10 protein-coding genes are annotated in these 13,804 nt (G+C 56.5%); 7 read left to right on the top strand and 3 right to left on the bottom strand.

The genetic code is table 11. The features are described from left to right. Nucleotides 1–174: 174 nt before the first annotated feature. The 3 genes from SH410x_RS17555 to sbnA are packed head-to-tail and all read right to left on the bottom strand — an operon-like array spanning nt 175 to nt 4,377. Nucleotides 175–1,674, bottom strand: a complete 1,500-nt coding sequence (locus tag SH410x_RS17555) for a Y4yA family PLP-dependent enzyme (RefSeq protein WP_473669376.1) — start codon at nt 1,672–1,674, stop codon at nt 175–177. Beyond that, nucleotides 1,655–3,331: an FAD/NAD(P)-binding protein gene (locus SH410x_RS17550; RefSeq protein ID WP_473669374.1), complete on the bottom strand. Its 1,677-nt coding sequence runs from the start codon at nt 3,329–3,331 to the stop codon at nt 1,655–1,657. Before SH410x_RS17550 ends, SH410x_RS17555 begins: the two co-directional genes overlap by 20 nt. Next, nucleotides 3,328–4,377, bottom strand: a complete 1,050-nt coding sequence (sbnA, locus tag SH410x_RS17545; RefSeq protein WP_473669372.1) for a 2,3-diaminopropionate biosynthesis protein SbnA — start codon at nt 4,375–4,377, stop codon at nt 3,328–3,330. Before sbnA ends, SH410x_RS17550 begins: the two co-directional genes overlap by 4 nt. A 263-nt stretch (nt 4,378–4,640) precedes the next feature. Between sbnA and SH410x_RS17540 the strand changes: the two genes are divergently transcribed. From SH410x_RS17540 to SH410x_RS17510, 7 genes are all read left to right on the top strand, one after another. Further along, on the top strand, nt 4,641–5,537 hold the full coding sequence (locus tag SH410x_RS17540; protein WP_473669370.1) for a DUF1559 family PulG-like putative transporter: 897 nt from the start codon (nt 4,641–4,643) through the stop codon (nt 5,535–5,537). A 64-nt stretch (nt 5,538–5,601) separates the two neighbouring features. Further along, a complete protein-coding gene (locus SH410x_RS17535; RefSeq protein WP_473669368.1) occupies nt 5,602–5,964 on the top strand; it encodes a BlaI/MecI/CopY family transcriptional regulator in 363 nt (120 codons plus the stop codon). After that, a complete protein-coding gene (locus SH410x_RS17530; protein ID WP_473669366.1) occupies nt 5,964–7,058 on the top strand; it encodes a M56 family metallopeptidase in 1,095 nt (364 codons plus the stop codon). Before SH410x_RS17535 ends, SH410x_RS17530 begins: the two co-directional genes overlap by 1 nt. Before the next feature lie 129 nt (nt 7,059–7,187). Next, nucleotides 7,188–9,653, top strand: a complete 2,466-nt coding sequence (locus tag SH410x_RS17525; RefSeq protein WP_473669364.1) for a glycosyltransferase — start codon at nt 7,188–7,190, stop codon at nt 9,651–9,653. Between the two features lie 166 nt (nt 9,654–9,819). Next, nucleotides 9,820–11,013 (top strand): LptF/LptG family permease, encoded by a 1,194-nt coding sequence (locus SH410x_RS17520; RefSeq protein ID WP_473669362.1) that lies wholly within the window; start codon nt 9,820–9,822, stop codon nt 11,011–11,013. 67 nt (nt 11,014–11,080) lie between these two features. Further along, on the top strand, nt 11,081–12,817 hold the full coding sequence (locus tag SH410x_RS17515) for an ArnT family glycosyltransferase (protein ID WP_473669360.1): 1,737 nt from the start codon (nt 11,081–11,083) through the stop codon (nt 12,815–12,817). Beyond that, a complete protein-coding gene (locus tag SH410x_RS17510; RefSeq protein WP_473669358.1) occupies nt 12,818–13,798 on the top strand; it encodes a DUF1207 domain-containing protein in 981 nt (326 codons plus the stop codon). The last annotated feature ends 6 nt before the right edge of the window (nt 13,799–13,804 follow it).

Raw genomic sequence — 13,804 nt, 5'->3', positions numbered from 1 at the left:
TCATTGCCGCCTACTCGGTGGAATGCGGCTCGGCAACGGACATCTTTGGTACCGCAAAACACGTACCGCATTAAACGCTACACGAGGAGAATTACACAGTTCGTGCGATGGACGGGAAATCGAGCGGCGGTCCGACGACCAAACGGTGAAACGAGAACGATTCCGCGAGGGTGCTTAGCGAAACCCAGCAGACGTAAACGGGTCATTCCGCGATCCCATTTCCTCATCGATCGGATCGAGTACAAAATCAGGGTCGGGACCGCTTACGATCATATTCTTGGCCAGTGGAAACTGGTGCGACCGACTTTCTAAAAAGTGCATCAGGTAACCGGCCGTGTTGGGGTAGACCACCAAGTCACCGCGTTGGATTCCATACGGGAAATGCAATCGCCGCAGCGACAACAATTCCGATTCCGTGCAGTACGCGCCAACAAGGTACCCGGTCATGGGAACATCCTTGCCGGTCGTACTCGGCACCACGATCGGGTCGACCAAGAAGTCGTCGCTGGACGTTCGACACTGAGTGCGATTCATGGACAAGCCGACGAGCCAATCGCCATCGGCGTTCTGCTTGCGAAATTCAACCCGCGCGACGGTCATTCCGCAACCGTCCACCAGACTGCGGCCAGGTTCACAGCGGAGTTGCACGCCTGACGCTCGAATGGCCTCGGCAACGCAGCATCCGTTGACATCGGCGTCCAGGATGGAAGCAAACCAAGTGCTGCGAGTCGGTGTTTGGAAGTATGGATAGCTGTTGGGAACACCGTGAACTCGCCCCTCGACAACCACCCGTCCCAAGCCCTGATTTCGATAGGTGATCGGATCACGCTCGCCAAGTAGCGCTCGTTCATGCTCACGCCAAAAATCCGTCCACTGCTGCTCCCATTCGAGGTAGCTGATCGGGAATCCGCCTCCAATGTCAACAAAACTCGGCCGCTGTCCCGCCGCTCGCAGACGTTCGACCCAGACGAGCGACTCACCAATGGCACTCACTCGTTGACTCGCGTCGTAGCCGTCCAGATGAAAGTGAATCCCCACGACGTTCAGGGGTAAAGGAGACAAGCGATCAACAACATCGGCATCACGATCCACATCAAAGCCGAACCGCGTAGTGAGTTTGTTCCCCTGGTGGTAAAAACCGCCGATCCGTAAAGCGATCAACGCCACGCATCCCATTCGAGTCGCCGAGGCAGCGACGAGCTGCAGTTCGTCATCATTGTCGTTAACGATACAAACGCGATGACGGAGGCAGAGCTCGATGAGCGATTCACTTTTGACCGCCGCCGTGCAGATGATTCGCGCCGGATCAAGGCCACGCTCAATGCATTGCCGAATCTCATTCTCGCTTGCCGTGTCAACGCCCGCGTCCGCCTGCATTGCTTCGTCGACAAAGGCCAAACACTTGTTTGACTTTCGAGCAAAGAAAACGCGAAAATCAATGCCCCGATTTTCGACGGTCTGATTTAGCTCGACGATGTTTCGGCGCATCGGCGAAACGTTGATGAGGTTGAGCGGAGATCCGTGCTCCGCAACCAATTCGGCAAGCGGACCTTCCCGGATCAGACGCTCCATCCAGGGTTCAACCCGTGCGTGCAACGGCAGCGAACCGGCGCACCCACTTCGCAACGATTCGGGATCGTTAATTGGAACCTGATCAAGATCGCTGGCTAACATGCGTTTCGCACCGAGAGTTGAGACGCGATGTTGTGGTAGTGCCGGATAACTCATTTTCGATATTCGCCTGAATGGTGCTTTGAAGCGAGCATGCCCAGTTTTCGATGTGATCATGCAGCGTGCGAGACAGCGTATCGTTGCCGACGATCCAGCCTTCGGTGGCCCGGCCGAAGATAGCTAATCCACTCGTTGTTCCGTATGCATGCCCATTGGCATCAACGGTCACTCCGCCACTGACGGGATCGACTTCGACGCGGCCTTCTTCGATCAGTGACCGCAATGGCCCATGCTGGTCGTGTTCGTGCGGGCCAGCGATGACAGCGTTGACGACCACATCGTAGCCAGGCTCCTGTTCATCCTGTTTTTCATCGCCCTCGATACCGATCGTCACCAATCCAACGCGAACGAGTCTCAATAATCGAGCGACACTTTGGGCCGGCGGTCCGAACGCGATGCGTTCCATTTCTCGAGCGGTTATCGCGAACGATTTCCACGACGCAGCAGTCAATCCGCCATGGCTGACCAGGCGCACCCAATCGGGATACAATCGACGCCATGCATCGCCCAATGCGAATGGAATATCGATAGGACGCCGCCCGGTCGCAGCGGCATACGATTGGATCATCGCACGCTTCGCTGCGTCGCCATCCATTTCGCATTGAGACCATCCTCGAAACCAGCCCTCAACGTCTCGCCGGGTCGATTCGGTTCCGCTGTGAATCAAGACGCTCGCTGCGGCATCGGTAATCACGGGCCAGATGTCACGTTGAAAGTTGAGTCCTCCATGTTCGGCCATCAGGACCTTCAGCCGTGCACGAAATGGATCCCAAAACGAGTCTTGAATCGGTTCGACCTTGGCGGTGGGTTTCGCCAACATCGGACGCCCCGAACGAGACCGCACGTCGATCCTCAAGGGCTCCGCGTGAGAGGTGACATAGCGCGGCAAGAAGCGATCTTCGATGAATCGCCCGCCGCGTGCTTCGGTGAGCGAAATAATCGCATCGATCGCCGTCAGCCCGAAACCACGCACCAGCACGCGACTGCCCGGTGGCACACTGGATCGTGAAAGATATGGTTCGGTAGGCAAAGCGGGAACGACCGCCCCATCGGTTGGCAATATGGGTGAGCCTCGAAGTCCTTCGTGCCCCGTCGTTACGACAACGCGGTCAAACGGAAAGCTACCGGACTCCGTCGTCACAGTGAACTCAGGTTCCTTCCATGCGATGCCTTGCACCAAAGAACGCTCAACGGTCAGCCCGCCGACATCCTCATATCGCGATCGCACGTCTTCATAGCAGTCCCGCAAGTATTCGCCGACGATCGCTCGAGGAATGTACTGATCCGTCTCGGCGAGTTCAGGGTACCGCGAGGAAAGCCAGCCGAGCAGGGCAGACGATTGAGCCGTCTTGTGGTCCGCGCTCGCTTTCCAGAAATCAATGTACTGCGTTGCGAAGTTCATTCGCAACGCTTGCGATTGGCCGGGATCATAAACGCGGCCGGCACCGAGCACGTCGGCGGGCTCGAAAACGGTCACGCTGACCATTCGCAATTGTTCACCCGACAGATGACGCGAAATTGCTTCGAGGCACTGCAGGCCGCGTGGTCCGCAACCAATGATTGCGATCCGGAGTTTCTTCGCGAGCCCCCGATTTGTCATACCTCGGCCCCTACCTGAGTCTCTGAGACTTCGCTGCCGACCAATTCTGCCAGCATTTCGGAGTCACATCCGAGCGTCGCCTCAACCCAAGCATCATTGAACACCGTTTCCAGGTAGCGAGTCCCCGAATCATGCAGGACCGCAACGCAGCGTTTGCCGGCAAGTTGAGGTTCCATACGTTGAACCGTCGTGAGGACGCCACCTGCCGATCCGCCCACGAGTAACGCTTCACGCTGCGCCGCGCGTCGGCAACCGACCACGCAATCCAAGTCGGTGACGCGGGCGACGTGGTCAAACATCTGCCCGGCAGCAAGTGGAGGTTCGTTGCCTGCCCCGAGACCCGGAATCATCCGGGGCCCCGCAACGCCACCGAACAGCACGCTGCCCACCGAATCAACCGCCACAACTTCGACATCACGACGCAACTCCCGTAGATAGTCGCGGCACCCTTGCGCCGTACCCGTGCTGCTGGTCGCGACGAAGAGCACGTCAAAATCGCCATTCAACGACTCGTCGATCTCGCGAATGGTCCCTTGGTAATGAGCCCGCGGGTTGTCGAGATTGGCGTACTGGTTCGGCCAATAGCTTTGCGGCGTGTCGATAAGAAGTTGCCGCACTCTCGCGATGCGCGCTGCCAGAAAATCGCCCCCCAATGGCTGGCGAACCAGTTCGATCCGCCCCCCCAAGGCTTCGATGATGTCGAGATTCTGTCGTTGTGCTCGCGGATCGACCACACAGACAAATTTTAGACCGTGGTAGCGGCACGCTTGCGCCAAGCCGATCCCCATATTGCCTGAAGACGATTCGATCACGGTCGAACCGCCGTGGACGTCGCCACGTTGAAGAGCGGCTTCCAACATATGCATTGCGGGCCGGTCTTTCGCACTCCCGCCGGGGTTGGCTGACTCGAGCTTGACCAGCAGATCAATCGATTTCTCGCCAAGCAGACGCCTTAAACGGACCAGCGGAGTCTGGCCGACAGCCTGCAAGATGCCATCCGAGATGGCATCTTGATGGGGGTCACGAGCGATAGAATGCAGGATCATAGGTGCGGCTCCGGTCGGATGCGAATACGAAACCGGTCAAACGCAATCGCCGTGCCAACGCAGAACGGCTGGCCTACTCCATGCGTCGAGGACCGCGATCGCTTCGCCCACCGACACGAGTTCCACGAACCGAGATTCCTCGCAAAACCGGCATGCGATCCGCGTGAGACATTGTCGAAGATGGACTGGCGGAATAACTAAGTCCTTCGTATACTCCGTGAAACATTCCATGAGAAAGGACTCGCATGGCTCGACATAATGCAATGACACGACCAATTTGCGGAAGCCACTGGCGCGGTGGGTTCACGATTTTTGAACTACTCGTCACGATCTCCATCATCGCTGTGTTGGCTGCAATGTTGCTGCCGGCGATTGGCGCCGCACGTGAATCAGCGAGGCGAATCCAGTGTGTTAACCACCTTCGACAAGTCGGTTTGGCGCTGCACAGTCACCATCACGCGATGCAGCACTTGCCGATGGGATGGAAGTTTGACCCATCGAATCGTTCAGCCTATGGATGGTCGGTGGCGTTGTTGCCCTATCTTGGGCAACCCGCGTTGGCGGAGCGGATCGACGACACCAAAACGATAGACGATCCCGCACACCAGCTCGCGCGAGATACGACGCTGGAGATTTTACTGTGTCCCTCCGACATCGCCGAACCGACATTTCGCTTGTTTGCCGGCAGCGAACTTGGTGGTGATGGGGAAGAGACGGGGAAACAGATCGACGCTGAACCAGCGATGCTGGTCCAACTCCCGACAGCGAACTACGTCGGAATGTTCGGAACGATCGAGGCCGACGACTCCATTCCGGCACCCTTAGGCGACGGCACCTTTCTGGAGAATCGCACAACCTTGTTTCGCGATTTCCAGCGGGGCCTTTCCAATACGATCATCGTGGGCGAGCGGACGATGGCGCAAGTGCCATCGACCTGGTTCGGTGTCAGTCTGCGAGGCGAGGACGCCGCCGCTCGAATTGTCGGCTCGGCACTCGAAGGCATTAACAACCCACTGGCCGATGAAGCCGATTTTTCGAGTCGGCACCCCGGCGGCGCCAACTTTTTGTGGGGCGACGGTCACGTCAGTTTTGTAACGAAGCACGTTGACTTAATCCAATACCATCGCTGGGCAAGGCTACGCCGCGCTTCCAACGACTGATTTGAAATAACTGATCACCTTCCAACGAGAACTTGATGTTATGCCACGTGGAATGAAACAGCACATGGAATTGACCAAATGCGAAGCCGAAGTCATGGATGTCGTGTGGGCGAAAGAATGTGTCACCGTTCACGATGTCGTTGATGCCGTCGATCGCGATTTGGCGTACACCACAGTGATGACGACGATGAAAATACTCGAAGGGAAACGATTCCTCTGCCGCGGCGAGAAACGCGGGCGAGCGTTCACGTACACCCCCAAGGTTTCGAGAGAACAGGTTCGCGACGGGATGCTAAGGTCGTTGATGGACCAATTATTCGGCGGATCAGCACGCTCACTCGTGCTGAGTTTGATCCAGTCATCAGCGGTTTCACCGGAAGACATCGAGGCGGTTAAGAAGGCAGCAGCCGCAATGGAGGATTCATAATGGACTCGACGCAGGGCCTCGAAGTGGCCACCTCGCTGTGCATGCAACTCGCGGTGGTGGTGACGGCAACGATCTGCCTGCAGCGATGGTTGGGCGACGCGCGTGCCGGATGCCGCTTGTGGACACTCTGCTTTGTGGGCATCCTCGGCCTGATTGCCGCTGGCGTGTTGTTGCCCCATCGCCGCCTATTTGATTTCCCACTCTCAGCCAACTCACACATCAAGCTCCAGATTTTGAACTGGCAGACCATCATCGCGACCCTGTTGGCGATGACCTGGTCGCTGGGCGTCGTGGTGCTGGTGTTGCAGCGTCTTTGGTTGAGCGTTCAGTTGAGCCAATTTCTCCGCCACCGATGCATTGAACTGGACGTGGAAACATGGCGGACTCGCTTCGACTTGGAATTCGCGCCCCACACACGCCTGTTGGTTTCCGACAAGATCCATGGCCCGTTTTGCTGGCAGTTGCATCGACCGACCATTGTGCTGCCGCAAGAACTGATCGAAGAAGACGAAACAACTCTGCGGCATGTGCTGCTGCATGAAATCTCGCACTTGCGGACGCAACATCCCATGCAGCATTTCCTGCAAGGAGTGTGTTCGACCGTTTTCTGGTTCCACCCCCTGATGTGGATCGCTGCAGGCGGTGCGCATTTAACTCGCGAATATCTCTGTGATGAGATCGCCGCCACCACGTCAGGCAAGATCAGTGCCTATTTGCGCACGTTGGCGAAGGTAGCCGAATGTTCGGGGAATCCTTCACGAGCGGCCGCGCCCCGAGGCACGCTCGCATTCGGGAATAAGAAGAGCGCCCTGCTAAAACGCTGCGATCGCCTGATTCTGCTGGCCGGGGCCTCGCGGCCCGCCGACCGCCTGCGAAGTGTGGCGGCTACCACCGGATTGGCGATACTGATTCTCCTGGTGCAGCAGGTTTGGTTGCCGACCAACGTGCTGGCATCGAGTCGTAGTGAATGGTCGCCGTGGCCGACGTGGTCAGCGCACCTATGCCACGACACATTCGGCATCAGCGTCCGCGACTATGAATCGTTTGAGGCTCGCTCGCAGGTCCACGAATGGATTGCGAAAGGCGAAAAATGACGAAGCAACTACGTGATTTCCCGATTGCCCCAATTACTGAACAATTCGCAATTCGGGGTTGCGACGCGAAGTGAATCGCGTCTACTCTCCGCAAAACTACTAACCCTTTCGTAAATAGGGAGTGCATGGATGCACCCGCTTTCACTTCGTACTGACTCAAAACAACATTCGCTGTCGCTCGTCCTTCCGGCCTGGAATGAATGCGAGATCATCACGACCGCCATCCACGAAGCCGACACGGCCCTGCGTGGTATCACCGACACCTATGAAATCATTGTGGTCGATGATGGCAGCACTGATGGAACCGCAGACTTGGTGGAACAAATGGCCGCCGACAATCCAGCGGTGAAGCTTGTCCGTCACTCGCCCAACCAGGGCTATGGCGCGGCACTGCGGAGCGGCTTCGCTGCGGCATCGATGGACTTGGTCGCTTTCACGGACGCGGATTGCCAGTTCGATTTAACGGAACTCGATCGCTTCATGCTCCTGTCGCAGCGTTACGAGGTGGTGTGCGGCTACCGGATCGACCGCAAAGACACACCGCTGCGATGTCTCTATTCGCGGGTCTACAACATGATGGTGCGAACCCTGTTGGGAACCGAGGTTCGTGACGTTGACTGCGCACTGAAGGTGTTTCATCGCGACGTCGTGAAGAACTTGAACATCACCGGCAGTGGATTCCTAGTCAACTCCGAGTTGCTGGTGCAAGCGAAACAGCAGGGGCGCAGTTTGGTGGAGGTCGGTGTGTCGCATCGTCCGCGAACCGCGGGCGAGAGCACCGTGTCGATTCACCACATCCCCAAGGTGCTCGCGAGTCTGGCACGGTTCTGGTGGAACCAGGTTCAGTTCCCCGCGGCGTCCGTTGCGACTCCCGCTGCCCCACAGGCGCATCAAGACGCGGCGCGAGGCGGCGTCATCACGAGCCTAGCCAGCGGTTGGAACCGGATTTCGGTACTACAGATTGCTCTGTTGATCGTCGCCGCGATCTTTATGTTCACCAACCTGAGCTACCCGCTGATCGATCGCGATGAAACCCGCTATGCCGAAATTCCTCGTGAGATGCTGGCGACTGGAAATTGGGTATTGCCGCAACTGAACTTTCAGACCTACTACGACAAGCCGCCGCTACTGTATTGGTTGTGTGCGATCAGTTTCCAACTATTTGGAATCAGTGAATTCTCGGCGCGTCTCGTACCCGCCCTGGCGGCGTTGTCAACGCTGGCGGCGACGATGTGGTTTGGTACCCGGAACTTTGGCAGCCGAATCGGCTTGCTGGCCGGTGTGGTGCTCTTGTTATCGGTCGGGTTTGCGTTCACCAGTCGCTATCTATTGCTCGACGGCGTGCTCGCATTGTTTGTTTCGCTATCGCTCTTCACTGCCTATGAAGCAATCAAAACGCAGCGAGTGAAGCTTGGGTGGTGGACTCTGTCGGGTGTTTTGATCGGGTTCGCGTTCTTGACCAAGGGGCCCCTGGCACTGGTTCTGTGGCTGCCGCCTGTCCTCGCGATGGCGTGGCTAACGGAATCATTCTCCAAGCCTCGATGGTGGCACTACGGAATCATCGGAGCAGTGGCGTCCGCCATCGTCCTGCCGTGGTTCGTCATTGTCAGCTCATATGATGCAAACTTTGTCTGGGAATTCTTGGTCACGCACAACGTGCGGCGATTTGCCGGTGAGTTCCATCCCAAACCGATTTGGTATTTCATTCCTGTATTGCTGATTGCAGGACACCCATGGTCCTTTCTGACGATTCCGTATGTACGGTTCCTATTCGGCCGTGGCGAGAACTTCCGCCACGCCCGACCACCGTTGATTGGATTCCTGCTGCTTTGGAGCGGATGGCTGTTTGCCTTCTTTTCGCTATCGAGTTGCAAGCTGCCGACGTACCTGTTGCCAGCCGCTCCGGCCTTAGCACTGATGATCGCTCACTATTTGGATCAACTGCTCCATGAGTCCTCCGGGTCTTTCAACCATTGGTTCGCACGATTCTGGTCGGCTCGATCAGCAACAGCGACCACGTGCCTGGCGGGATTTGGGTTTGTCATCTTCGTTGTGCTGACGCAAAGCAATGTTTCTGTCGTCACCTACTTATGGGCCATGCTGTGGACCAGCCTGCTGATGTCTTCACTGCTGTTACTCAGCGATCGCCATCAAGCGAAGATGGCCTGGATCACGTCGTCCGCCGTAGCATTCGTGTTTGCCGTGATGGTGATGCACCACATGGTTCCGTCGTACAGCCGAGCCCAGACGCTCTTTGGAGATTCTTCACCACTGAATGAGCAATTGGCGGTTTCCTCGACGCCTGCGATTGCGACAATCGCGCATGAGTTTTCCGAGGTGCCGTTCTATCTCGACCGCAGCAACATTCCAAATTTCGCAAATACCAAAGATGCTCGATTCACCGAGTTTGTGCGTCAAAACCCTCAATGCCTGCTCGTCGTCGAGCAGAAGGTCAGCAGCGACAAAATTCACGAGCAACTGCCGCGGGGATCGAAACTTACCGAACTGGGTCGACGTGGCACGGCGTTGATCTATCGCGTCAACGCACCCGAGGCGATACCACAAATCGCACAGAAGCAGCAGGTGGTCCGATGATCGATCACCTCACCCGGCTTCGACGGTTGTTGGCCACTGCCATCGACTTGCTGCGATTTCCACGACTCGGTGCACGTCGTTTTGATTGTGGAAACGAGCAAGAGATTCATACGATGTTCTCGATGGCGGAATCATTGGAATCCGAGATACGACATCAAACAATGCCATGTTGACACGCATCCAGCGGCGAATCGTCCTTGATATCGTGCTCATGTTTTTCACGTCGCTGATCGTCATCACCATGCTCGTCATGTTGATTGGAGTAGCTCGAGAAGCGATGAATCAGGGCCTGGGGTTGATGAGCATCCTGCGTTTGATTCCCTATACGCTTCCGAATGCTCTTTCGATGGCAGTGCCAGGAACGGCACTCTTTAGCGTCTGTTCGGTCTATGGACGCATGTCAGCGGACAATGAATTTATCACGATGCAGTCGGTGGGAGTTTCATTGTTGCCCTCGGTTTTGCCCGCGATTGTATTGACGAGCATGTTAAGCGTCGCCACAGTCGGTCTGATTAACGTCGCCTTCACATGGGGTTTCAACGGTATCGAGCGTGTTGTCATGTCATCGGTCGAAAACATTGCATACAAAGTGCTCGAACGGGAACGCAGCTTTCAACATAGCGGTTTTTCGATCACCGTCCGCGGCGTCGAAGGCCGCGATCTGATCGAACCTCAAATCAAGATCAATCGCCCGAACTCCGAGCCGGTAACGATCGTCGCCCGCAGTGCTCAGATGGCCTATCAAGACCAAGATCAGACACTTGAATTTCGCATCACGGACGGTTCGGCAACGGTTGGCAACTCCGCATCCTTTCAATTCCCGCACACTTTTGTACAAACCATACCGCTAGCGGTTGCGCCTCAGGACACCTTGCTGACGGCCCATCCCTCTCACATGCCGATGCGAGATTTGCCGATGGCCGCGCTTCAGCAGCGAGAAGATTTGCTACGTCGCGAGCATGCGATGGCGGTCAATGTTGGATTCAGTTTATTGACATCGCGCCCGGACCGACTGATGGATGCCAAGACCGTCCAACACAACGCAGGCGTCACCCAGAGTCGCCAGCGACTACATCGTCTCGGTACCGAGATGCAGCGACGTTGGGCGAGTGGATTCACGTGCTTGGCGATGTCGATGATCGGTATTCCGCTGGCGATCCGGATGAAAGCGTCCGACACCATGACGACCTTCGGCGTGGTTTTCCTACCGACCGTGCTCGTCTACTACCCCATATTCGCACTGACACTCGACATGGCGAAAGATGGACGAATTTCTTCCGCGGGCGTTTGGATCGCCAATGCAATCTTCGTTGCGGCCGCTTTGTTTTTGCTTCGTCGACTAATCTATCGGCCGGTGTGATCCTATGCTTTTTCCTTATAAATCCCAACTGCGGCGATGGTGGAATGATCAACTATTTCCCGCCACGATGTCGCAACCGACATCCCCTGGGGACGATTGGTCACGTCGGCAATCGAATTTCGCTTGGATCGCCTTAATTGTCGCGTCTCTGTGTATTCTGTTGCCGAACTTATCCTATCCGTTGATCGAACCAGACGAGACTCGGTACGCGGAGATTGCCCTCGGCATGCATGCATCCCGAGACTGGGTGAACCCGATGCTCGATGGCCAGCCCTATCTTGATAAACCACCGCTGATGTATTGGTTGACGGCGCTGAGTTTTAGTGTGCTGGGCGTCAATGAGATTGCGGCGAGATTGCCATCGGTGATCTCCGCACTGATGACCATCCTGATCACATTCGGTTTGGGACGTCGGATCGTTGGCACTCGTGGCGCATGGCTCGGCGCCCTGTCATTGGCACTCTGCGGTGGCTTCATGCTCGCGGGACGTTTCTTGATCCTCGATGCATTGCTCGCATTCTTCACGACACTGTGCTTTCTGACGGGCTATATCGCCGTTCGAGAACAGCAACATCGCTGGGCGTGGTGGATGGTGTCAGGGATCGCATGTGCCCTGGGTGTTTTGACCAAGGGCCCCGTGGCACTCGTGCTCTGCGCACCGCCATTGATCGTGATTGGTTGGCTGCGTGGCGATCAAACTCGAACGCGAATGTTGCATTGGGTGGCGTTCGTCGTGCCCATGATCTTGGTTTGTGTGCCCTGGTATATCGCGGTCATCCGGTTCAATCCCGAGTTCGTTGACCACTTCTTTCTAGAACATAATCTCAAACGGTTTACCCAGGGTTCAAATCACCAGCAGCCCTTCTGGTTCTACGTGCCGATCGTCTTTGGGAGCATGTATCCCGCGTCATTGTTACTCCCGTCGGCGGCTGCGTTCCTGTTCAGCGGCGCCGATCGGAAACGGCGGTTGCGATCGCAAGACCTTGGGTTCTTGTTCTGTGCTGCCGCGTGGGTATTGCTCTTTTTCTCGATGGCGAGTTGCAAGTTGCCAACCTACATCTTGCCAGCGATCCCATTCCTGGCATTGATCATTGGCGTGATGCTGGACCAAACCGTGTTGCGTTGCCCATCCGAGGGTGGGGTGACGACTCACTTGAAGCCGTTTCCCAAACGAGCTTCGCTTATCTTGACGATGAGCGGTGTCATCGTCGCAAGCGTGGATGCATGGATGGGGGGCATGACCCTTGCCACGGCCCCTACCATCCTATGCCTGACCGTCATTGCGGGTGTCATCGTATGGCACTGGAATCGGCCCTTCGCGTCGTCGATGAAGGCGTGGGCAGGCACCGCATGCTTGGCCGTCGCGATACTGATGATCGCGTCGGTACAGTTACTGCCAACAATCGCCACCACACGGTCACTGTATGTGAAGACGAAATTTGCGGCGGCAAAGTATCCGGAATGTCGGATTGTCTTCTTCGTCGAAAAACCGCACGGGATCAAATTGCAGATTGATCGGCGCCGCGTCGTGTACTTTCCGCAAGAGATGCGAGATGAGTTTGTCGCCTTCGTCGCGAATTCGTCGGACCTGATCGTGATCACGGCGGACGAGGACATTGATAGCACTCGAACCGCGATCGCATCGACGCACGATCTTAAGAGCTCACACGCGCACGAACACTTGTTCTTTGCGAAGCGAATACTCGTGAACCCTTCGTCTCCGCTGGGGCTTCCCTCGGCTCGAACGGGTGCGAAGCCGATGGCGGTTTCGATCGCCCGTACGATTTCTGAGGGGAATCGCTAGTTGCTCATTCACCGTAATTCCTGTCCAGCGAGACTGTGGGTGCCATGGGTCCTGGTGCTTGTGGCTAGCCTCGCGATCGATCGAACTGCTGCGGGCGATGAGCTGCCTCACTTTTTCCTCGCCCATCAACGTGCTCTCGACCAGACGGACACGGAATGCGAAATCATCTGCCAGAGTGTGCGTCAGGGTGATGAGTATCACGTACAGGACCGTGAGACCGTTTTTGATTGGCATCTTCTACCCGATGGACTGTTGTGGCGTTCCTATTTAGCAGGGCCGCACGAGCCTCGGATTTCGACGGTGATTTTCAATGATAATAACGGCGGTGTTTTTTGGGATGCCACGGTCGGCGGCCGCGTTGGGTTGTTGCGATACGGGACCGCGGGGGCGAAGCATCCCAGTGGCATCCAGTGGGATCTCGAAGGGGCGAGCATCACGCGACTGGATATTTTGCATGCGGAAGATGTGGAGTCCATGGACTACCGCTTCGGGACTGAAATCACGGCCGCTAACGGTCCCTGGGCGATGAAGTTTGGCTACTTCCATATCAGTTCCCACGTGGGCGACGAGTACTTGGTTCGCAACCCGACCTTCCAGCGTATCAATTACGTGACCGAATCATGGCTCATCGGGGGCAGCTACTCGCCCAGCGACGCGTTTCGATTCTACGGCGAGTTTGCCAATGCATTTCGTGCCTCCGGCGGCGCGAAACGATACCAATTTCAAACAGGTGCCGAATACACTCCCGTCGCAAAATCGCCGCGTGCTGGGGCGCCGTTTGCTGCCGTCAATCTGAACTTTCGTGAAGCGGTCGACTACGACGTTTCAACCACGCTTCAGGTTGGTTGGTCCTTCCAGGGTCCGAAGTCGGGGCGTCGGCTTCGCTTCGGATTGCAATATAGCGACGGACCCACCAGCCAATACTCATTCTTCCAACGACGCGAATCTTACATCGGATTGGGCGCTTGGTTTGACTTTTAGGAATTC

The organism is Rhodopirellula sp. SH410, assembly GCF_055811895.1.
This window is presented reverse-complemented; position numbering and strand designations above follow the sequence as displayed.

What these genes read in the sequence shown, in the direction of transcription:
- SH410x_RS17555 (WP_473669376.1), bottom strand. Translation starts at nt 1,674, where the DNA reads ATGTTAGCCAGCGATCTTGATCAGGTTCCAATTAACGATCCCGAATCG.
- SH410x_RS17550 (WP_473669374.1), bottom strand. Translation starts at nt 3,331, where the DNA reads ATGACAAATCGGGGGCTCGCGAAGAAACTCCGGATCGCAATCATTGGT.
- sbnA (WP_473669372.1), bottom strand. Translation starts at nt 4,377, where the DNA reads ATGATCCTGCATTCTATCGCTCGTGACCCCCATCAAGATGCCATCTCG.
- SH410x_RS17540 (WP_473669370.1), top strand. Translation starts at nt 4,641, where the DNA reads ATGACACGACCAATTTGCGGAAGCCACTGGCGCGGTGGGTTCACGATT.
- SH410x_RS17535 (WP_473669368.1), top strand. Translation starts at nt 5,602, where the DNA reads ATGGAATTGACCAAATGCGAAGCCGAAGTCATGGATGTCGTGTGGGCG.
- SH410x_RS17530 (WP_473669366.1), top strand. Translation starts at nt 5,964, where the DNA reads ATGGACTCGACGCAGGGCCTCGAAGTGGCCACCTCGCTGTGCATGCAA.
- SH410x_RS17525 (WP_473669364.1), top strand. Translation starts at nt 7,188, where the DNA reads ATGCACCCGCTTTCACTTCGTACTGACTCAAAACAACATTCGCTGTCG.
- SH410x_RS17520 (WP_473669362.1), top strand. Translation starts at nt 9,820, where the DNA reads ATGTTGACACGCATCCAGCGGCGAATCGTCCTTGATATCGTGCTCATG.
- SH410x_RS17515 (WP_473669360.1), top strand. Translation starts at nt 11,081, where the DNA reads ATGTCGCAACCGACATCCCCTGGGGACGATTGGTCACGTCGGCAATCG.